This window comes from Microbacterium sp. (genome assembly GCF_032084865.1).
GTDB lineage: Bacteria > Actinomycetota > Actinomycetes > Actinomycetales > Microbacteriaceae > Microbacterium.
Map to the genome: position 1 here is coordinate 42,357 of NZ_DAMDLU010000002.1, position 19,515 is coordinate 61,871.

A 19,515-nucleotide genomic window follows, 5' to 3' on the forward strand; every position below is an offset into this window, starting at 1 on the left:
GCTGATGGCCGCCTCGGAACGCAGCCGTCCCAGTATCTTCTGGCCCCTCGCGGCTGTCGTCATCCCGCCTGTGTCGCTGCTGGCGAAGGTCACGGTCACCGGAGCCGAGAAGCTTCCGCGCACCGGCGCCTTCGTGCTGGCCCCGAATCACTACTCCGAGTTCGACCCGCTCATCGTCGCCATGGCGGTGTACCGCTCGGGGCGTCTGCCGCGGTTCATGGCGAAGGACAGCCTGTTCCGCGTGCCCGTGCTCGGCTGGATCCTGCGCAGGACCGGGATGATCCCCGTCGCGCGCGCGTCGTCGGCATCGGGCGCGAAGCAGACGCTCACACAGTCCCGCGACCTCGTCGAGAACGGTCGCGGCGTCATCGTGTACCCCGAGGGGACTCTGACTCGCGATCCCGACATGTGGCCGATGCGCGGCAAGTCGGGCGCGGTGCGCCTCGCTCTCACCGGCGACATCCCGCTCATCCCGATGGCGCAGTGGGGCACCCAGCAGATCATGGGGCGTTACCAGAAGGGGCTCAGCCTCTGGCCGCTGCGCAAGCCCGTCCACGTGCTGATCGGCGATCCGGTGGATCTGTCCGACCTGCGCGATCGCGCAGGCGATCCCCGAGTGCTCACCATCGCGACCGAGCGTCTGATGGCAGCCATCACCGCCCTGCTCGAGCAGCTGCGCGACGAGCCGGCTCCCGAGAAGCGCTGGAATCCGGGCGAGCACGGGCAGAAGGAGACGGGACGCCTTGATTCATAAGCGCACACCGCAGCCGTCAGGCACGCGTGCCACCGTGATCGGCGCGGGCAGCTGGGGAACCACGTTCGGCAAGATCCTCTCCGACGGCGGCGCGCAGGTCACCATGTGGGCTCGCCGGCCCGAGCTCGCGCAGGAGATCGCCGAGGCCAAGCGCAACTCGAAGTACCTGCCCGGGATCAACCTGCCCCGCAGCATCGACGCGACTCATGAGCTGGCACACGCCCTCGACGGCGCTCAGCAGGTGTATCTGTCGGTGCCGAGCCAGACGCTGCGCGAGAACCTGAAGGCGCTGCGCCCGTTGATCGCCGACCGGGACATCCCGATCATCAGCCTGATGAAGGGCGTGGAGCGCTCGTCGGGCCTGCGGATGAGCCAGGTGATCGCGCAGGAGCTGCAGTGCGACCCGGACCGGATCGCCGTGGCATCCGGACCCAACCTCGCGCTCGAGATCGCGCGGGAGCAGCCCACCGCCGCGGTGATCGCCTCCGCCAGCCAGGAGACGGCGGATGCCGTGGCCCGGACCGCGCGCAACCGCTACTTCCGCTCATTCGTGAACACCGACGTGATCGGCACCGAGTTCGGCGGGGTGCTGAAGAACCTCGTCGCCGTCGCCATCGGCATCGTCGACGGCGTCGGATACGGCGAGAACACCAAGGCATCCATCATCACCCGAGGACTGGTCGAGATGACCGCCTTCGCCGTCGCGAACGGCGCCCGCCCTGAGACACTGCAGGGTCTCGCCGGCCTCGGTGACCTCATCGCGACCTGCCAGTCGCCGCTCAGCCGCAACAACACGGCCGGGCGTCTGCTGGGCCAGGGGTACAGCTTCCACGATGTGGTGAAGCAGATGAACCAGACCGCCGAAGGCCTGGCCTCGGTCGCGCCGATCCTTCAACTCGCACACGAGTCCGAAGTGCACATGCCCATCGTGGAGCAGGTGAAGATGGTGCTCGACGGGCGGATGGACCCGCGCGACATCGCACCGCACCTCACCACCGACGACGACACTCCCCAGGAGGAGACGACCAGACATGGACAAGCAGACGGTGGTGGTGCTCTTCGGCGGGCGTTCCAGCGAGCATTCGATCAGCTCCGCAACGGCGGGCGGGGTGCTGGCGGCGATTGACCGCGATCGCTACGACGTGATCCCGGTCGGGATCACCCGCGAGGGCGCTTTCGTGCTCGAGCAGGACGACCCGGCGAAGTTCGCGCTGGACGCCGCGAACATGCCGGAGGTGCTCGACAACGGCACCCGGATCCGCTGGCCGGAGGCCGGCGGTGACCGTGTGCTGCGTGTGATCGCACCCGACGGGTCGGCCGTCGACCTCGCCGCCGTCGACGTGGTGCTGCCGATCCTGCACGGCACGCACGGCGAGGACGGCACGATCCAGGGCTTCTTCGACATTCTCGAGATCCCGTATGCCGGCGGCGGAGTGCTCGACTCTGCGATGTGCATGGACAAGCACTTCATGAAGGTGGCGCTCGAGTCCGAGGGCATTCCCGTCTCACCGTGGGTGACCGTGCGGCAGCGCGCCTGGCAGAAGGACTCGGCACCGCTGCGCGCGGCGATCGCCGAGCTCGGCCTGCCGCTGTTCGTCAAGCCCGCCCGGGCGGGATCCAGCGTCGGCGTGTCGAAGGTCGAGAGCCTCGGCGAGCTCGACGCGGCTCTCGAGGTGGCCTTCGCGGAGGACGAGAAGGTGCTCGTCGAGACGGGCATCGTGGGCCGGGAGATCGAGGTCGCGATCCTCGAGACCGCCGACGGGGTGCGCGCATCGCTGCCGGGCGAGATCGTGCTCACCTCGCGTGGCTTCTACGATTTCGAGGGCAAGTACCTCGGTGGCGACGGCGTCGACGTCGTGTGCCCGGCGGAGACGACGGATGCCGAGATCGCGGCCGTGCAGCAGATCGGCGTGCGCGCGTTCGAGGCGGTGGACGGCAAAGGACTCGCGCGGGTCGACGTCTTCCTCACAGCCGACGGCGAGATCGTCGTCAACGAGCTGAACACGATGCCCGGGTTCACGCCCATCTCGATGTTCCCGAAGTGCTGGATCGCGTCGGGCCTGAGCTACGGCGAGCTGATCACCGAGCTGATCGAGGGCGGCCTGCGCCGCTGAGGCGCGCTGAGCCCCCTGGGTCCCTGAGCCTGCCGAAGGGCTACTCGGGCAGCTCGTCCGGCGCCGTGCAGGCGCCCTCGGGCTCGATCATCCGCACGCCCGACACGATGCCCGAACTGGTGAGCACGTCGTTGGCGCTGACGATCGTGGTGTCGACGAAGACCTGCACCGCGGGGTCACGGCCGTAGGTTGTCATGCGCATCCGCGGTGCCTCTGACTCGTCGACGAGCCAGTCGATGCCCTCGAGTGTGACGCACTGCAGGTCGGCGGTCGGGCCGGGAACGGCGACGCCACAGGTCAGGATGACGCTGGTCTTCCCGTCGTTCCCGTACGCCCCGGTCGCCTGCGCGTCAGTCCAGCGGCGGTCCTGCCCGGCGACGCTCTTCGGCAGGCGCACCGTCACCTCGGCGCATTCCGGGTTGTTCGCGTCGGCGGCGGGCGTGAGGGCGACGGTGCTCGAGCATCCGGTGAGGGCGAGCATCATCGCCGCACCGGTGATCAGAGCGAGACGGCGCAGCATGATTCCAGGCTACCGTTGTCGGCATGGCATCCCGCTCCGACGACGACCCGCGCATCGGCGACATCTCGGAGGGAGCGGTTCTGCGGGCGATCCTCGCGCGCACCGCACCGGCCGTGCACGCCGTGCTCGGCCCCGGCGACGACGCGGCGGTGATCGCCGCCCCGTCCGGGTCGATCGTCGCCAGCGCCGACACCCTGGTCGAAGGGCCCGACTTCCGGATCGCGTGGTCGAGCGGCTACGACCTCGGCTGGAAGTCCGCGGCCGTCAACCTCTCCGACATCGCCGCGATGGGCGCCGTTCCGACGGCGCTGCTCGTGTCGCTCGCCGTGCCGGCCGACATCCGGCTGTCGTTCATCGAGGCGATGGCCGACGGCTTCCGGGAATGCTGCGCTCAGCTCGCCCCGGGGTGCTCGGTCGTCGGCGGCGACCTCACGGTCTCCGAACGGCTGATGATCGCGGTGACCGCGCTGGGGGATCTCGGCGGGAGATCTGCCGTCACCCGTGCCGGTGCGCGTGACGGCGACGTGGTCGCCCTCGCGGGCGAACTCGGCATGGCCGCGGCGGGGCTGGGCCTGCTGTTCGCCCGCTTCCGCGACGGGGCGGCCGCGGTGCCGGTGGATCGCTCGACGCTGGATCCCGTGCAGCAGGGTGCGCTGGATCGGCAGCTCCGCCCGGTGCCTCCGCTCGCCCTCGGGCCGATCGCGGCGGATGCCGGAGCCACAGCCATGATGGACGTCTCCGACGGCCTCGCCCTGGACGCGTCACGCCTGGCGGATGCGTCGGGGGTGACGATCGCGCTCTCCGGCGCGGCGCTGGATGAGCTGGCGTTCGGCGGCGACCGCGGCCGTGCCCTGGGCGGGGGAGAGGATCACGGCCTGCTGGCGACCTTTCCTGCCGGAGCCGTGCCAGCCGGCTTCGAGCGGATCGGCACGGTGACCGCGCGCGCTGACGCGCCCGTGCTCGTCGACGGCAGGCCGGTCGCCGAGGCGGGATGGGACCCGTATCGGGATTGGGACCACGCGCGCTGAGGGTGCAGCGCGGTCAGACCCCGTGACCGGCAGGTTCCGCCCACCACACCCGTGTGTCGCCGTACGCCTTCTCTCTCATGAGAGCGAGGCCGGCGGCGTCGAGGTCGGGGGGAGTCGCGCGCTTCCCGCGTTCGATGACCACCACCGCGTCCGGTGACAGCAGCGGCGCGAGCGCGACCAGGTCCGCCGTCATCGCCGCGTCGTCCAGGTCGTACGGCGGATCGGTGAACACGAGGTCGAACGGGCCCTGCGCGCGCGAGAGGTAGGCGCGCACGGTGCTCTGGTGCACTCTCGCGGCGGGCGCAGCGCTCATCGCCTTGGCCACCACGTTCGCGTTGCGACCGACGATGGTCGCCGCCGACCGTGAGATCTCGACGAGCTCGACGCGCTGGGCGCCGCGACTCCACGCCTCGAGGCCGAGCGCGCCGCTGCCGGCGTACAGATCGAGCACCCGGGCACCGTCGATCGCATCCATCGACTCCAGCGCTCCGAAGAGCGACTCGCGAACACGGTCGCTGGTGGGGCGGGTTCCGGCACCCGGTACGTCGAGCCGTGCGCCGCGTGCCTCGCCGGCGATGATCCTCGTCACCCGATCACGATACGACAATCGGTCCCTGTCTCCGGCCCTCCGTAGACTCGAACCATGCCCTTCGAGCTCGACACGCCGCTGACGACCGCCGTCGGCACGTCCACGGCCAAGACCCTCGACAAGGCGTTCAGGATGACCACCGTCGGCGATCTGCTGGGGCACTATCCGCGGCGCTACGCGGATCGCGGCGAGCTTACGCCGATCCTCGAGCTGCCGATCGGCGAGACCGTCACCATCGTGGGCGAGGTCATCTCGGCGACGGCCCGCGAGATGCGCAACCGGCGCGGCGCCATGCTCGAGGTCGTCATCGGCGACGGCGTCGGCCAGATGTCGCTGACGTTCTTCGCGAAGAACCTCGGTCAGGCGGAATGGCGCAGGAAGGAGCTGTCGGTCGGTCGCCGCGGCATCTTCTCGGGCAAGGTCGGAGTGTTCAAAGACAGGGTGCAGTTCGCGCATCCCGACTACCAGCTCTTCGACGACGCCGAGAGCGCCTACCGCCAGGCGGATGCCCTGCAGGACGTGCCCATTCCGATCTACCCGGCGACCTCCGCCATGCAGAGCTGGCAGATCGCGAAGCTGATCGGTGTCGTGCTCGACCAGCTCGGCGACCTCCCCGACCCCCTCTCCGACGACATCCGCGCTCGCGAAGGGCTGCTCACCGCCCGCCAGGCGCTCGACGCGATCCATCGGCCGCGGCGCAAGGCCGACATCGATCCGGCCGTTCGCACGCTGCGCATGCACGAGGCTCTCGTGCTGCAGACGGCGCTGCTGCAGCAGCGCATCCAGGTACGCGCGCTGACCGCCACTCCACGGCTCGCCCGCAGCGGCGGACTGCTGGAGCGCTTCGACGCCCGGCTGCCCTTCACGCTCACTCCCGACCAGCAGCGCGTCGGTGCCGAGATCGCCGCCGACCTGAGCGCCGATCGGCCGATGAACCGGCTGATCCAGGGCGAGGTCGGGTCGGGGAAGACCCTCGTCGCGCTGCGGGCGATGCTGCAGACGGCCGAGTCCGGAGGGCAGGCTGCGCTCATCGCTCCCACCGAGGTGCTCGCCGCGCAGCACCTGCGATCGATCACGAAGATGCTCGGTCCGGATACGGCGGCCGAGCTGATGCCGACCCTGCTCACCGGGCAGATGTCCGCGCCGGCGCGGCGCAAGGCCGCCCTGCGGGTGGCATCCGGTCAGTCGCTGATCGTGATCGGCACGCACGCGCTGCTCTCCGAGAAGACCACCTTCGCCGACCTGGCGCTCGTCGTCGTCGACGAGCAGCACCGATTCGGCGTCGAGCAGCGTGAGATGCTGCGCGCCAAGGGCACCGCACCGCACGCGATCGTGCTGACGGCGACGCCCATCCCGCGGACCGTGGCGATGACCGTGTTCGGCGACCTCGACACCTCCGTCATCCGCTCGATGCCTGCCGGGCGCGCCGGCATCACGACCCATGTCGCTCCGCTGGCCGAGCATCCCGAGTGGTTCCAGCGGGTCTGGGCCCGTGCGGCCGAGGAGATCGCGGACGGCCGCCAGGTTTTCGCCGTGTGCGCGGCGATCGACACCGCGAAGGAATCCGTCGAGGCCGACGACCAGCCTCCCGCCGACGTCGAGGGCAAGGGGCCTCGGTGGGGTGTGGTTCAGCTCGATGAGCTGCTCGCCACGCATCCGGTGCTCGGCAAAGTGCGGCGCGCGGTGCTGCACGGCAAGATGCCGGCGGAGGAGAAGGATGCCGTGATGCGCGCCGTCGCGCGCGGCGAGATCGACCTGCTCATCGCGACGACGGTGATCGAGGTCGGCGTCGACGTGCCGAACGCCTCGACCATGGTCATCATGGACGCCGATCGGTTCGGCGTGTCGCAGCTGCACCAGCTGCGCGGTCGCGTGGGCCGCGGTGAGCACCCTGGCCTCTGCCTGCTCGTGACCGAGGCGGAGGGGGCATCGCTCGCGAGAGAGCGGGTCGAGGCGGTCGCCGCCACGCTCGACGGCTTCGAGCTGGCCGAGGTCGATCTCGAACTGCGCGGCGAGGGCGACGTGCTCGGCGCGGCTCAGGCGGGCGTCAAGTCGTCGCTGCGTCTGCTTCGGGTGGTGAAGGATGCCGGACTCATCGCCTACGCGCGCGACATCGCCGCCGACATCCTGAAGGACGACCCCATGCTGGTCGAGCATCCGGGTCTGCGCGTCGCGATCGCCGGTCGGGTGAGCGAGTCGGATCGGGCGGCCCTCAGCAAGAACTGAGGGTGCGGTGTCATAGGCTGAACCAGTGCTTGTACTGAGCGAACGGAGTAAGTCGAAGTGAATTCTCGGATCGCCGTCGTTCCCGGATCGTTCGACCCGCCCACGCTGGGCCACCTCGATGTCATCTCGCGTGCTGCCCGTCTCTACGACGAGCTGCACGTGCTGGTGGTGCACAACCCCGGCAAAGAGGCGATGCTGCCCATCGCGCAGCGACTCAGCCTCCTCGAGCAGTCGATCGCCGAGGCCGGCGTCGGCGGGCACATCATCGTCGGATCGTGGAGCATGGGCCTGCTCGTCGACTACGCCCGCGATGTCGACGCCGGGGTGCTGGTGAAGGGCATCCGGTCGCAGGTCGACGTCGCGTACGAGTCGCCGATGGCGATCGTGAACCGCCACCTGGCAGATATCGAGACGGTGTTCCTGCTGCCCGACCCGGCCCACGCGATGGTGTCGAGCTCGCTGGTGCGGCAGGTCGCCGCGCTGGGCGGCGACGTCTCGCCCTTCGTGCCGCCCGTGGTCGCCTCGTTCCTCGACACGGGAGCCCGCGGGCTCTGAGCCGTTCGGCCCGCACCCATGTGACGACGGGTAGCATGGCCAGGTGAAATCCCGAGTCGACGGCCCCTTCTTCCTCCCTGTCCGTGACATCGTCCGCAAGCCGGGCGAGATGCGCGAGCACCGCTTCGAAGTGACTCTCAGCGAGAAGTGGGGTGAGGGCATCGTCTCGGTCGAAGCCGGCGAGACCCTCGATCTCGATGTGCGTCTCGAGTCCGTGCACGAGGGGATCCTCGTGTCGGGAACCGCTGATTCGGAGTACTCCGGAGAGTGCGGGCGCTGCCTCACCGAGATCTCCGCGCCTGTCGAAGTCGAGTTCCAGGAGCTTTTCGCGTATCCTGGTGAGGAAGAAACTGACTTCGAGGTTCAAGACGACCACGTGGATCTTGAAACTCTCGTCAGGGATGCGGCCGTTTTGGCCCTTCCTTTTCAGCCGGTGTGTCAGCCGGATTGCCTCGGGCTCGACCCGGTCACAGGCGAGAGGCTGACCGAGAGCACCGGAACGGAGCAGGCCGCTCCCATCGATCCTCGGTGGAGCGCGCTCCAGCAGATCACAGACCAGGACGGCACGGCAGAACGCGGTGCCGCCGAGAAAGAAGAGAGCTAGTCATGGCTGGTAACCCCCCGAAGCGCAAGGTCTCCCGTTCGAACACCCGCTCGCGCCGCGCGCAGTGGAAGGCGACGCCGACCGCTCTGGTGAAGACCATCGAGAACGGTCAGGTCGTCTACAGCCGTCCTCACCAGGCGAAGGTCGTCACCGACTCGCAGGGCACCGAGCTGTTCCTCGAGTACAAGGGCCGCAAGGTCGCCGACATCTGATCGGATCGGTCATGACCGAGATTCTCACGGGGCGAGCCTCGCTGGTCGAGAAGCTCGGCGTCGATATCGATCCTGAGCTGCTGGAACGAGCGCTCACGCATCGTTCCTATGCGTACGAGCACGGCGGCATCCCGAACAACGAGCGTCTCGAGTTCCTCGGGGACTCGGTGCTCGGACTCGCGGTGACCGTCATGCTCTTCACCACGCTTCCCGACCTCGACGAGGGCGAGTTGGCCAAACGGCGCGCAAGCGTCGTCTCGACCGTCGCCCTCGCCGAGGTCGCTCGCGTCATCGGGCTCGGCGAGCACCTTCGTCTCGGACGGGGCGAGGAGCAGACCGGCGGTCGTGACAAGGATTCGATCCTCGCCGACACGATGGAAGCCGTCTTCGGCGCGACCTTCCTCTCTGCCGGTCCGGATGCCGCGACCGAGCTGGTGCTGCGGCTGACCGAGCCGCTGCTCGCCGATCCAGAGCGCTACGGTGCCGCGATGGACCCGAAGACGAGCCTGCAGGAGCTGGCGGCCCGCCTCGGGTCGCCCCCGCCGGTGTACTCCATCGAATCGACCGGTCCCGATCATGACCGCGTCTTCACGGCGACGGTGCGGGTCGGCGAGGTGTCGTGCAGCGGCGTCGGCACGAGCAAGAAGACAGCCGAGATGGCTGCCGCGCTGACGGCATGGCGTCTGCTCAGCGACCGGGTCTGATCCGGCGTGCCAGAGCTTCCCGAAGTCGAGGTCGTCCGTCACGGTCTCGCGCCCGTCGTCACCGAGGCGCGCGTGCTCTCGGTCGATGTGCTCGATGAGCGCGCGCTCACCCGGCATCCGCTCGACGCCGCCGACTTCGTCGGCCGTCTCGAGGGCCGCAGCGTGCGCGCCGCCGCACGGCGCGGCAAGTTCCTCTGGCTGCCGCTCGGCGACCGCGCGGGCGAGGCAGAAGCTCTCGTCGCGCATCTCGGCATGAGCGGGCAGATGCTGCTTCGCGATCCGGATGCTCCGCTCGAGCGTCACGAGCGCGTGCGGCTGCGCATCGAGCATCCCCGTCACGGCGTGCTGGCCGTCGTGTTCGCCGATCAGCGCACCTTCGGCTCGCTGGCCGTCGACCGGCTGCTGCCCACTCCGGATGACGCCCCGGGCGGCTACGGCACCGACGATCCGCTCGTGCCGTCGCAGGTGGCGCACATCGCGCGAGATCCGCTGGATCCCGCGTTCGATGAGCGCGACGTGATCGACCGCATCCGGCGGCGCTCCAGCGCGATCAAGCGCATCCTGCTCGACCAGTCACTGGTCAGCGGGATCGGCAACATCTACGCCGACGAGTCGCTGTGGGTGGCGCGCATCCACCCCGAGACGCACGGCACCCACATCTCGGTGCAGGCGCTGCACCGGCTGATGGGCGAGGTGCGCCTCGTGCTCGAGAAGGCCCTGGCCGAAGGCGGCACGAGCTTCGACGCACAGTACGTGAACGTGAACGGGCAGGCCGGTTACTTCGCGCACTCGCTCAACGTGTACGGACGAGGGGGAGAGGTCTGCCCGCGATGCGGCAGCCCGATCCGTCGCGAGGCGTTCATGAACCGTTCGAGTCACTACTGCCCGCGGTGTCAGCGTCGGCGCTGACCTGAGGGGTCACGCCGCCGCTCGGTCGATCGCGAACGCCAGGTGGGGCATGTCCACGCCGCGGTAGTGCTTGACGAACCGTCCGCGCACGGTCATCCCGAGTCGGATCGCGACGTTCATCGACGCGATGTTCGTGTCGCGCACCTGTGCCCACACGCGGTCCGTCCCGAGCACCGTGAACGCATGATCACGGCATCCGGTCGCCGCCTCGATCGCGTAGCCGCGGTGCCAGTGCGAGCGGGTGAAGAGGTAGCCGACCTCGATCACGTCTTCGCCGAGGATGGGCTGCCGGGTGAGCCCGCACTGGCCGATCATCTCGCCCGTTTCGCGCAGGATGACGGCCCACAGCCCGAAGCCGTCGTCGCGGTAGCGGTTTTTCTGCCGGGCCAGCCAGGCCTGCACCATGTCCTCGTCGAACGCGCCCTCGTACGCGGTCATGGTCTCGGGATCCTGCAGGATGGCGCGCAGCGCCGGCAGGTCGTCGTCGGTCAGCTCGCGCAGGTCGAGGCGTGGCGTGGTGAGGATCATCAGATCAGCTTCTTCTGCCAGGCGCCCGCATATGAGGCCGGCTGAAAGCCCATCGCCTCGTTGATGTCGAGCATCGGGCGGTTCTCCTCCGCGTTGAAGGTCGTGATCCTCGGCGACTGCGGCGCGATCCCGCGCCAGCGCAGGACGTTCGCGCACTTCACGATCTGGCCCAGGCGGTGACCGCGGTGCTCCTTGAGCACCAGCGTGCAGTACTGGTGCGTCACCCCCTCAGGATCAGTGCCGGTGACGAGCTCGTTGAACGCGGCGAGCGCGCCCGTCGCCACATGCTCCACCGCGGTCACCGAGACAGTCTGGCCGCCCTCGATGAATCGCGCGTCGCGCCGGGCGATGCGATCGGCATCCCAGATCTCCTCGTCGACCTCGAGATCCCCGCTGGGCGCGTCCGTCGACATCCGCGACAGCGCCCACGCGTACCCCGAGCGCAGCTCGGGCGGGGTGGGCACCGTCCACTCGACGAGGCGGTACTCGTCTCCTGCCACGGCCAGGGCGGCGGCGAGCATGCGCTCGATCGGTGCGAGATCTCCCTGCAGGTCGAAGGCGCTGTTGCGCTCCACCTGCTCGAGCGTGAAGCCGTCGTCGGTGAGCAGCTGCGCAACCGGCGTGCGCGACACCCGTCCCCATCCGGTCTTCGGAACCAGGGGGTCCTCGCCCGGGTCGGGGCGGTGCAGGGTCCAGGTCTGGATCACCTTGCGGCCGAGCCGACGGATCTCGGCCTCCGCCTCCGAGAGCAGCGCCCGCTCGATGCCGCGCCCCCAGTTCTCGGGCATCACCATCAGATCGATCTCCGCGCTGGTGGGCTCTGCGGTCGCGTGGCTCACGGTCACCGCGCCGACGATCTCGCCGTTCTCATGGGCCAGCAGTGTCCGCTGCAGATGGTCGGTCGTCGCCCGCCAGTGCGGCAGCATCTCCTCGGCGGTCGTGCCCAGGTCGTGCAATCCCGTGTCGCTGAGGCAGATGGCGTTGTTCAGCGCGACGAAGGTGTGGAAGTCCGCCGCATCCGGGCCGTCCAGCGTCTCCGGCACGGTCAGAGCGGTGATGGTGATTCCGTTCATGTCGGTGGTCGTGGTGGTGCTCATGTGAGGTCCTTTCTCCAGGCTCCCTCGTAGGCGATCGGCGTGAAGCCGATGGATTCGTTGATGGAGAGCATCGGCCGGTTCTCCTCGGCGTTCCAGGTGGTGACCCGAGGGGAGAGCGGATGCCTGTCACGCCAGGCCAGCAGACCCGCCGCCTTCACGAGCATCCCGAGTCGATGCCCGCGATGCTCGGAGAGCACGAGGGTGTCGAACTGGTGCGTGCTCGCGGTCTCGTCCTGACCGAGCGCGAGTTCGTTGAACGCGCAGAGCTCGCCGGTGACGACGTGCTGCGCGGCGGTGACGAGCAGGGTCCAACCGCGCTGCATCAGACGCGACTCCTCTCGGCGCACCCGCTCGGCGTCCCAGATCTCCTCCGGCATCCCCAGGTCTCCGTCGGGCACGTCGGTCGACATGCGCGACTTCATCCAGGCGTAGCCCTCGACGTGCTCGTCGGGAGTCGGCATCGTCCACTGCACGATGCGGTAGTCCGCAGCGTGGTCAGCCGCGTCATCGCGCAGGCTGCGCAGATGTTCACCGGTGCTCTCGCGCCAGGCCAGCATGCTTCCTCGTTCTACTTGCTCCAGCCGGAAACCGGTGCGCTGCAGAAAGCGTGCCGCGCGGTCGAGGGGAGCCGATCCGAATCCCGTGGGGGAGTCGAGCCGCGGCAGCCGGGTCTCGGCGTCGTGGTGTTCGGACCAGTGCAGCAGCTTGCGCACCCCGGCATCCCGCGCCATGGTCTCCATCTGCGCGTACGCGGCCGGTCCGATCCCACGGCCCCACGCGCGAAGGAGCAGGGCGACGGTGACGAACGCGGTCTCGCCACCGTCGTCATGCAGGATGTCGAGCGCGCAGCGCCCCACGGTGTCACCTCCGAGCTCGATCGCCCAGTGAAGCCGGTCGCGGTCGGGTGTGGAGGAGAGCGTCGACAGCAGCTCCGACGCGGTGAGACAGTCGTCGTCGCGACCGGTGGTCTCGATGAGCAGCTCGTTGCGAACGGCGGCGTAGGCGCACACGGCAGGGGACGGCCCCGCGTCCGCTCGGGCGGGGAGCTCGAGCGGACGCAGGGTGGCGCCTGCGGGAAGGGTGACGGACATCATCAGCCTCTCAGAGCCAGTTGCGCTGATAGCCCCACACCAGCAGGGCCATCGCCTCGGTCTCGCGGATCGGCCGGCGGTCGAGGTCCGGCACAGGCGATGGGAACTCCTCGTGACGGTCGCGCGTGCTGCGCTGCAGCAGCCACAACCCGGCACGGAAGAAGAGCCGGTCGATGAGCGTCAGACGCTGCAGACCGTCTCGATCGGGGATGCTGATGGTCTGGAGACCCTCGGTATCCGGTGGATGGATGGACGTGGATTGCTGTCGCTGATCGGACAGCAGAACGGTGCTCACGATGTGTGCGCTTTCTGTGGTGATGGCTGGGCGAACCCACCGCCGCGAACGACGGAATCGGCGCCCGGGAACGCAGCGTCTCGAGACGGCCGACACGGACCCAGTCCGAGCGGGAGCGTCAGGATGATGCTGACGGGCGAGGCCCGCGATGCGGGCGGAGGTCGCACGCCTGCGAGGCGACGACGGCGATCATCGATCTGACGCGCGAACGCGTCGGAGAGATCGGGAGAGGCGGTGTGGTTCTAGCCCTGAGAGAGGGCGAAGGTCACCGGCACGGCGGCGAATGGCGCGCAGACGGGCGACGTGGTGAAGAACCAGGCGGCGTTGTTGATCGTGATCATGGTGACCTCCTCTCGTGTGATCGGACGCCACGCTAGTGAACACTCACAGCTCCCGTCAAGCATTTTCTCCGGCGTCGGCGTGTCGCGTGCTGATCATCGTCTGTGCAGAAGCCGTCGAATACGGCGCGGAATCCGCGTCGTACCGCGTGATTCCGGTAGCGTCTGACCCGTGAACACCCTGACCCCGAAGGCGCCGGCATGCATCTGAAGAGCCTGACGCTCAAGGGCTTCAAATCGTTCGCGCAACCCACCTCCTTCGTGTTCGAACCCGGTGTGACCTGCATCGTCGGCCCGAACGGGTCTGGCAAGTCGAACGTCGTCGACGCGCTCGCCTGGGTGATGGGGGAACAGGGGGCGAAGACCCTCCGCGGCGGGAAGATGGAAGACGTCATTTTCGCCGGCACGTCGACCCGCGGGCCTCTCGGCCGCGCAGAGGTGCAGCTGACCATCGACAACAGCGACGGGGCGCTGCCCATCGACTACGCCGAGGTGACGATCAGCCGCACGCTGTTCCGCAACGGCTCGAGCGAGTACGCCATCAACGGGTCGAGCTGCCGACTGCTCGACGTGCAGGAGCTGCTCAGCGATTCGGGTCTCGGGCGCGAGATGCACGTCATCGTCGGTCAGGGACGCCTCGACACCGTGCTGCAGGCGTCGCCGGAAGACCGTCGCGGCTTCATCGAGGAAGCAGCCGGCATCCTCAAGCACCGTCGTCGCAAGGAGAAGACGGTCCGCAAGCTCGACGCGATGGAGACGAATCTCACCCGGCTCAGCGATCTCGCCGGCGAGATCCGTCGCCAGCTGAAGCCGCTGGGCAGGCAGGCCGAGATCGCCCGCGAGGCGCAGACGATCGCGGCGGTGGTGCGCGATGCCAAGGCGCGACTGTTCGCCGACGATGTGGTCGTCCTGCGCACAGCCCTCGCCGATCACACCCGCACCGAGCACGAGCGGCACACCGAGCGTCTCGTGCTCTCGGAACAGGCCGAGGGTGTGCGCGCGGGCATCCAGCGGCTCGAGCAGCAGCAGAATTCCGCCGCCGTCGACCGCGCGCGCAGCGTCTCTTTCGCTCTGGAGCAGGCGCAGGAGCGCATGCGCAGTCTGTACACGCTCGCCAACCAGCGTCTCGCACTGCTGGGCGGCGAAGACGACGACGCGGTCACCGCGATCACCGTCACGCAGGACGCCATCGACGAGGCCTCCGACGAGATCACGCGCATCTCGGAGGGCCTCGGAGACGCGCAGGACGCCGCGGTCGCCGCGAGCCGGGACGTCGTGAACGCCCGCGCCGAGCTCGACACCATCGACGTCGAGATCGCCGAGCAGAGCGCGCTGGTGTCGCGGTACGACATGCGGCTGAACACCCTGCGCGGCAACGCCGACGCAGCGGCATCGGCGCTGGCCGCCGTGCGCGGCGCGGTGCTGCGACAGGAGCAGGCACTCGAATCGGCGCACCAGCGTCGCCGTGAGGCGGCCGACGCGCGCGACGCGATCGATGAGGCGCATGCACCCGACGGCTCGGCTGCGGAGTACGCCGCCGCGTACGACCAGGCGCAGAAGGACGTCGCCGGCGCGGAATCCGAGCGCGACTCGCTGCGGGAGCGGCTGCACGAGGCAGAGCGTGAGGCCGACGCGCTGACAGCCAAGGCGGCGGCGCTCACCAGCGCGCTGTCGCTGTCGGGCGGTGCGGCCGAGATCGTGGCATCCGGAGCCGCAGGCGTCCGCGGCCTGGTGGGGGACTCCGTGCAGGTGCGGCCGGGGTTCGAAGGCGCGATCGCCGCCGTGCTCGGTCCGCTCGCCGAGGGCGTGCTGGTCGACGCCGTCGACGACGCGTTCGCGATCGTGGCGCATGGCTCACGGGGAACGGTCGACCTGGTCGTGGCCGAGGGCACGGTGGCCTCGGCGGTCGTCACCTCCGGCGTGGACGGGGCGGTCGCCGCAGCGGATGTCGTCGATGCGCCGCACGGTGTGCGGTCTCTGCTCGCCAGCGTGCTGATCGCCGACGATCTCGACGCCGCCCGCGGCGTGCGCCGGACTCTCGACGCGATGGGTGACGATCGCATGACGATCGTGACCAGAACCGGTGAGGTGGTAACGGCGCACACGCTGCGAGCCGGATCCGGCGAGACCTCACGTCTCGAGCTGATGGCCGAGCGTGACGCCGCGAGCGACCGACTGGCCGAAGTGCACACCGTCGTCGACGCGCTGCGTGAGGCCCGGGTGGACGCCACCGAGCGCGTCGAGACGGCGCGGCGGGTCGCGAAGGACGCCCTGCGCGCCCTTCGCGAGCACGACGCCGCACTGGCGAACCACGCCGAGCAGGTCAACCGCGTCACCGTGCAGCACGAGGCTGCGGTCTCCGAGTGCGAGCGGCTCGAATCAAGCCTCGCGCAGGCGCAGTCCGCCGTCGCTGATGCCGAAGAGAAGGCCGCAGCGGCGAAGGGCGAACTGCAGGCGGCCGAGTCCGAGCCGCGCCCGATGCTCGATGCCTCCGCCCGGGACGGGCTGCTCGACGCGCTGGAGACGGCGCGCGAGGGCGAGGTCCGTGCTCGGCTCGAGATCGAGACCCTGCGGGAGCGCGTGCGCGCCGCACAGGCACGTGTGGTCGCTCTCGAGCGCCAGCGCGAGCAGGAGAGGGATGCCGCGGCCGAGGCAGCCCGACGGGCTGTGATCCGTCGTGCACAGCGGGCGTCCGCATCGGCTGTCACCGAGGAGCTGCCTCGCGTGCTCGACTCGATCGACCGATCGGTGAGCGAGGCCCGGGTGGCCCTCGCCGCAGCCGAGGCCGAGCGTGCGGCGCACAACGAGGAGCTCGTCGCTCTGCGCAAACAGGAGAGCTCGCTGCGGGATCGGCTCGCCGGACTCACCGAGAGCGTCCACGGACTCGAGCTGCAGATCCACGAGAAGAAGCTGCATCTCAGCAGCCTCCTCGACCGCGTGGCATCAGAGCTTGCGCTGGACGAAGATATTCTCGTCGCGGAATATGGCCCCGATGAGATCGTTCCGCACGATCCGGGCGCTGCGCCCGACGGCGACGACGGCACCACGGGCATCCCCTTCGACCGGCGCATCCAGGAGAGGCGTCTGAAGGACGCCGAGCGCAAGCTCGCGCAGCTCGGCCGGGTGAATCCCCTCGCACTCGAGGAGTTCGCGGCGCTCGAGCAGCGGCACGCCTTCCTCACCGAGCAGCTCGCCGACCTGACCAAGACTCGCCAGGACCTGCTCACGATCATCGCCGAGCTCGACGAGCGCATGCAGACGATCTTCGCGGCCGCCTTCGAAGACACGAGGCAGGCCTTCGGGGAGGTCTTCCCGCTGCTGTTCCCCGGTGGCTCCGGAAGCATCTCGCTGACGAACCCCGACGACATGCTGACCACGGGGATCGAGGTCGCCGTGCGCCCGGTCGGCAAGAAGATCGAACGGCTCTCGCTGCTCTCCGGCGGTGAGCGGTCGCTGGCCGCCGTCGCGCTGCTGGTCGCGATCTTCAAGGCGCGGCCCAGCCCGTTCTACATCCTCGACGAGGTGGAGGCCGCACTCGACGACGCGAACCTCGGGCGACTGCTCACCGTCTTCGAGCAGCTGCGCGAGAGTTCGCAGCTGCTCGTGATCACGCACCAGAAGCGCACGATGGAGATCGCCGACGCCCTGTACGGAGTGTCCATGCGCCAGGACGGCGTCTCGGCCGTCGTCGGCCAGCGCGTGGGTGACCGCGCCGCGGCGTCCGCCTGATCCGGCCATACCGCGCGAACGCCTAGGCTGGGGGCATGGCGGAGAAGTCCTGGTCCCTCGGTCGCGCGCTGCGCGGCATGTTCGTCAAGCCCACGATCGACGAGACGACATGGGAAGACCTCGAGACAGCGCTGATCACGGCCGACTTCGGGCCCGACATCACCGAGCAGCTGATCGATGAGCTGCGTGCGAAGGTCGACCGCTACCGCACCACCGATCCGCGCGACCTGCAGCGCATGCTGCGCGAGACCCTCGAAGAGCGATTCGCCAAGTTCGACACCACGCTCAAGCTCACCGAGCGCCCGGCCGTCGTGCTCGTGGTCGGCGTGAACGGCGTCGGCAAGACCACGACGATCGGCAAGTTCACCAAGTTCCTGCGCGGTTTCGAGCGCAGCGTCGTGGTCGGCGCCGCCGACACGTTCCGTGCGGCCGCCGTCGAGCAGCTCGCGACCTGGGCGCAGCGCGGGGGAGCGGCCATCGTCCGCCCGCAGCAGGAGGGGCAGGACCCGGCATCCGTCGCCTTCCAGACGGTCGAGTACGCCAAGAACCAGGGCATCGAGATCGCGATCATCGACACCGCCGGACGCCTGCACACCAAGAGCGGGCTGATGGACGAGCTGTCGAAGGTGCGCCGCGTCATCGAGAAGCAGGCGCCGATCAGCGAGGTTCTGCTGGTGCTCGACGCGACCACCGGCCAGAACGGCGTCATGCAGGCCGAGTCCTTCCTGCAGCACGCCGGCGTCACCGGACTCGTCATCACCAAGCTCGACGGCTCGGCCAAGGGTGGCTTCGTGCTCGCCGTACAGGAGCGCACGGGCATCCCGGTGAAGCTGCTCGGTCAGGGTGAGGGCATCGACGATCTGACCGGTTTCACCCCGCACGTCTTCGTCTCGTCGCTCGTCAGCGCATGACACGACCTGGGACTACCGCCGCCGCGGAGAGGCTGGTTTCATAGCGATATGGCGATCGAACACGACTACTTCGGGGTGCTGTCCTCAGGGCCCGACGGCGCCATCTTCTGGACGGAGCGGGTCGACTTCGGTGACCAGTCGGTCACCGTCGACCTCACCGCGCCGGATCAGGACGACGTGTCGATGGCCGCTCTCGACGTGGCTGCTGCGCTGATCGCCGGGATCGAGGATCTGGATGCGACGGTGCGCGATGCCATGCTCACCGAGGTCGACGACCGCACCAGCGAGGTGACCGAGTACATCCTGCAGCAGCAGGAAGCATTCGGCGACGACCTCGACGACGTGCTGGTCGATGTCAGCGGCGATGCCGCGGTCGACATCATCCGGTCGCTGCGACTGTCGAGCATGACGATCCTCGCCGACGAGCACGGCGGGTCGGAGCCGTTCGCGGTGCTCGAGTACGCGCTCGACGCGGACGAGACCGATGAGGTGCTGCTGGTGAATCTGGCATCCGACGGGTCGGTGCAGTCGGTCACCAGCGCCGACTGAGCCTCAGACGGCCTGCGCGAATCCGAGGTCGGCGCTCTCGGCGATGTGCGCGAGGTGCGGCGGGATGTCGCGTCCCTTCGAGATCATCGACTGCGCCCACAGCCGCCCGGCGCGGTACGACGAGCGCACCAGGGGACCTGCGAGCACGCCGAGGAACCCGATGCGCTCGGCTTCGGCCTTGAACTCGACGAACTCGTCCGGCTTCACCCAGCGGGCGACCGGCAGGTGACGCGGTGTGGGACGCAGGTATTGCGTGATCGTGATGATGTCGCATCCGGCGTCGTGCAGGTCCTGCAGCGCCTGCACGACCTCCTCCGCCTCCTCGCCCATGCCGAGGATGAGATTCGACTTGGTGATGAGGCCCGCATCGTGTCCCTGCGTGATCACGCTCAGCGAGCGCTCGTACGTGAACGCGGGGCGGATGCGCTTGAAGATCCGCGGGACCGTCTCGACGTTGTGTGCGAACACCTCCGGCCGCGCGTCGAAGATCTGCCCCAGGAAGGAGGGGTCGGCGTTGTGCTCGTTCGCGAGCAGCTCGACCCCGGTGTTCGGGTTCAGGGCGTGGATCTGCCGCACGGTCTCGGCGTTCAGCCATGCGCCCGTGTCGGGCAGGTCGTCGCGCGCGACGCTGGTGACCGTGGCGTAGCGCAGGCCCATCCGCTGCACGCTCTCGGCGACCCGTCGCGGTTCGTCGGTGTCATAGGCATCCGGCTTGCCGGTGTCGATCTGGCAGAAGTCGCAGCGGCGGGTGCACTGCGACCC

The 19,515-nt window shown here is 69.1% G+C and carries 20 protein-coding genes; 13 read left to right on the forward strand and 7 right to left on the reverse strand.

Going from position 1 to position 19,515, the window contains the following annotated elements; translation table 11 throughout:
- Positions 1 to 4: 4 nt before the first annotated feature.
- The 3 genes from RT309_RS00590 to RT309_RS00600 are packed head-to-tail and all read left to right on the forward strand — an operon-like array spanning position 5 to position 2,868.
- On the forward strand, positions 5 to 754 hold the full coding sequence (locus tag RT309_RS00590; protein WP_313354358.1) for a lysophospholipid acyltransferase family protein: 750 nt from the start codon (positions 5 to 7) through the stop codon (positions 752 to 754).
- A complete protein-coding gene (locus RT309_RS00595) occupies positions 744 to 1,880 on the forward strand; it encodes an NAD(P)H-dependent glycerol-3-phosphate dehydrogenase (protein WP_313354359.1) in 1,137 nt (378 codons plus the stop codon). Before RT309_RS00590 ends, RT309_RS00595 begins: the two co-directional genes overlap by 11 nt.
- Positions 1,786 to 2,868 carry a D-alanine--D-alanine ligase family protein gene (locus RT309_RS00600; protein WP_313354361.1) on the forward strand — a complete coding sequence of 361 codons (1,083 nt, stop codon included), beginning with the start codon at positions 1,786 to 1,788 and terminating at the stop codon, positions 2,866 to 2,868. Before RT309_RS00595 ends, RT309_RS00600 begins: the two co-directional genes overlap by 95 nt.
- Positions 2,869 to 2,908: 40 nt before the next feature.
- Here RT309_RS00600 and RT309_RS00605 read toward each other — a convergent pair whose 3' ends face one another.
- Entirely contained in the window at positions 2,909 to 3,388 is a 480-nt protein-coding gene (locus RT309_RS00605) for a DUF3515 family protein (protein WP_313354363.1), read from the reverse strand.
- A gap of 23 nt (positions 3,389 to 3,411) precedes the next feature.
- Between RT309_RS00605 and thiL the strand changes: the two genes are divergently transcribed.
- The gene (gene thiL, locus RT309_RS00610; RefSeq protein WP_313354365.1) at positions 3,412 to 4,416 is read left to right on the forward strand and encodes a thiamine-phosphate kinase; all 1,005 of its coding nucleotides are present in this window, start codon (positions 3,412 to 3,414) and stop codon (positions 4,414 to 4,416) included.
- 13 nt (positions 4,417 to 4,429) lie between these two features.
- Here the strand turns inward: thiL and rsmD are convergent, their stop codons facing one another.
- Entirely contained in the window at positions 4,430 to 5,005 is a 576-nt protein-coding gene (gene rsmD / locus RT309_RS00615; RefSeq protein ID WP_313354366.1) for a 16S rRNA (guanine(966)-N(2))-methyltransferase RsmD, read from the reverse strand.
- 54 nt (positions 5,006 to 5,059) lie between these two features.
- Here rsmD and RT309_RS00620 point away from each other — a divergent pair, with 54 nt between their 5' ends.
- From RT309_RS00620 to mutM, 6 genes are all read left to right on the forward strand, one after another.
- Positions 5,060 to 7,231 (forward strand): ATP-dependent DNA helicase RecG, encoded by a 2,172-nt coding sequence (locus RT309_RS00620; protein WP_313354367.1) that lies wholly within the window; start codon positions 5,060 to 5,062, stop codon positions 7,229 to 7,231.
- 57 nt (positions 7,232 to 7,288) lie between these two features.
- Positions 7,289 to 7,786 (forward strand): pantetheine-phosphate adenylyltransferase, encoded by a 498-nt coding sequence (gene coaD / locus RT309_RS00625; protein ID WP_313354369.1) that lies wholly within the window; start codon positions 7,289 to 7,291, stop codon positions 7,784 to 7,786.
- Positions 7,787 to 7,895: 109 nt separating this feature from the next.
- The gene (locus RT309_RS00630) at positions 7,896 to 8,390 is read left to right on the forward strand and encodes a DUF177 domain-containing protein (RefSeq protein WP_313354370.1); all 495 of its coding nucleotides are present in this window, start codon (positions 7,896 to 7,898) and stop codon (positions 8,388 to 8,390) included.
- A 2-nt stretch (positions 8,391 to 8,392) separates the two neighbouring features.
- On the forward strand, positions 8,393 to 8,602 hold the full coding sequence (rpmF, locus tag RT309_RS00635; protein WP_313354372.1) for a 50S ribosomal protein L32: 210 nt from the start codon (positions 8,393 to 8,395) through the stop codon (positions 8,600 to 8,602).
- 11 nt (positions 8,603 to 8,613) lie between these two features.
- Positions 8,614 to 9,306, forward strand: a complete 693-nt coding sequence (gene rnc / locus RT309_RS00640) for a ribonuclease III (RefSeq protein ID WP_313354374.1) — start codon at positions 8,614 to 8,616, stop codon at positions 9,304 to 9,306.
- Between the two features lie 6 nt (positions 9,307 to 9,312).
- Entirely contained in the window at positions 9,313 to 10,215 is a 903-nt protein-coding gene (gene mutM, locus RT309_RS00645; protein ID WP_313354376.1) for a bifunctional DNA-formamidopyrimidine glycosylase/DNA-(apurinic or apyrimidinic site) lyase, read from the forward strand.
- A 9-nt stretch (positions 10,216 to 10,224) separates the two neighbouring features.
- Here the strand turns inward: mutM and RT309_RS00650 are convergent, their stop codons facing one another.
- Genes RT309_RS00650 through RT309_RS00665 form a run of 4 tightly spaced genes read right to left on the reverse strand, consistent with a single transcriptional unit; the run spans position 10,225 to position 13,226 of the window.
- On the reverse strand, positions 10,225 to 10,743 hold the full coding sequence (locus tag RT309_RS00650; protein WP_313354379.1) for a GNAT family N-acetyltransferase: 519 nt from the start codon (positions 10,741 to 10,743) through the stop codon (positions 10,225 to 10,227).
- Positions 10,743 to 11,840: a GNAT family N-acetyltransferase gene (locus tag RT309_RS00655; RefSeq protein ID WP_313354380.1), complete on the reverse strand. Its 1,098-nt coding sequence runs from the start codon at positions 11,838 to 11,840 to the stop codon at positions 10,743 to 10,745. The genes RT309_RS00650 and RT309_RS00655 overlap by 1 nt, the downstream gene beginning before the upstream one ends.
- Positions 11,837 to 12,934: a GNAT family N-acetyltransferase gene (locus tag RT309_RS00660; RefSeq protein WP_313354382.1), complete on the reverse strand. Its 1,098-nt coding sequence runs from the start codon at positions 12,932 to 12,934 to the stop codon at positions 11,837 to 11,839. Before RT309_RS00660 ends, RT309_RS00655 begins: the two co-directional genes overlap by 4 nt.
- A 7-nt stretch (positions 12,935 to 12,941) precedes the next feature.
- Positions 12,942 to 13,226, reverse strand: a complete 285-nt coding sequence (locus tag RT309_RS00665) for a hypothetical protein (RefSeq protein WP_313354384.1) — start codon at positions 13,224 to 13,226, stop codon at positions 12,942 to 12,944.
- A 539-nt stretch (positions 13,227 to 13,765) separates the two neighbouring features.
- On the opposite strand from RT309_RS00665, the gene smc reads away from it, so the two are divergent.
- Genes smc through RT309_RS00680 form a run of 3 tightly spaced genes read left to right on the forward strand, consistent with a single transcriptional unit; the run spans position 13,766 to position 18,753 of the window.
- Positions 13,766 to 17,293, forward strand: coding sequence for a chromosome segregation protein SMC (smc, locus tag RT309_RS00670; protein WP_313354386.1), 3,528 nt, complete (start codon positions 13,766 to 13,768; stop codon positions 17,291 to 17,293).
- Between the two features lie 35 nt (positions 17,294 to 17,328).
- Entirely contained in the window at positions 17,329 to 18,204 is an 876-nt protein-coding gene (ftsY, locus tag RT309_RS00675) for a signal recognition particle-docking protein FtsY (RefSeq protein ID WP_313354387.1), read from the forward strand.
- A gap of 48 nt (positions 18,205 to 18,252) precedes the next feature.
- Complete coding sequence (locus tag RT309_RS00680) at positions 18,253 to 18,753, forward strand: DUF2004 domain-containing protein (RefSeq protein ID WP_313354389.1); 501 nt, start codon at positions 18,253 to 18,255, stop codon at positions 18,751 to 18,753.
- 3 nt (positions 18,754 to 18,756) lie between these two features.
- Here the strand turns inward: RT309_RS00680 and RT309_RS00685 are convergent.
- Positions 18,757 to 19,515: lipoyl synthase (locus RT309_RS00685; RefSeq protein WP_313354390.1), on the reverse strand; the 759-nt coding region annotated here is incomplete at its 5' end.

Coding starts and splice junctions, on each gene's coding strand:
- rpmF (WP_313354372.1), top strand. CDS start 8,393: ATGGCTGGTAACCCCCCGAAGCGCAAGGTCTCCCGTTCGAACACCCGC.
- RT309_RS00620 (WP_313354367.1), top strand. CDS start 5,060: ATGCCCTTCGAGCTCGACACGCCGCTGACGACCGCCGTCGGCACGTCC.
- thiL (WP_313354365.1), top strand. CDS start 3,412: ATGGCATCCCGCTCCGACGACGACCCGCGCATCGGCGACATCTCGGAG.
- rnc (WP_313354374.1), top strand. CDS start 8,614: ATGACCGAGATTCTCACGGGGCGAGCCTCGCTGGTCGAGAAGCTCGGC.
- RT309_RS00600 (WP_313354361.1), top strand. CDS start 1,786: ATGGACAAGCAGACGGTGGTGGTGCTCTTCGGCGGGCGTTCCAGCGAG.
- RT309_RS00660 (WP_313354382.1), bottom strand. CDS start 12,934: ATGATGTCCGTCACCCTTCCCGCAGGCGCCACCCTGCGTCCGCTCGAG.
- ftsY (WP_313354387.1), top strand. CDS start 17,329: ATGGCGGAGAAGTCCTGGTCCCTCGGTCGCGCGCTGCGCGGCATGTTC.
- RT309_RS00655 (WP_313354380.1), bottom strand. CDS start 11,840: ATGAGCACCACCACGACCACCGACATGAACGGAATCACCATCACCGCT.
- RT309_RS00605 (WP_313354363.1), bottom strand. CDS start 3,388: ATGCTGCGCCGTCTCGCTCTGATCACCGGTGCGGCGATGATGCTCGCC.
- RT309_RS00590 (WP_313354358.1), top strand. CDS start 5: ATGGCCGCCTCGGAACGCAGCCGTCCCAGTATCTTCTGGCCCCTCGCG.
- RT309_RS00680 (WP_313354389.1), top strand. CDS start 18,253: ATGGCGATCGAACACGACTACTTCGGGGTGCTGTCCTCAGGGCCCGAC.
- RT309_RS00650 (WP_313354379.1), bottom strand. CDS start 10,743: ATGATCCTCACCACGCCACGCCTCGACCTGCGCGAGCTGACCGACGAC.
- RT309_RS00630 (WP_313354370.1), top strand. CDS start 7,896: ATGCGCGAGCACCGCTTCGAAGTGACTCTCAGCGAGAAGTGGGGTGAG.
- smc (WP_313354386.1), top strand. CDS start 13,766: ATGCATCTGAAGAGCCTGACGCTCAAGGGCTTCAAATCGTTCGCGCAA.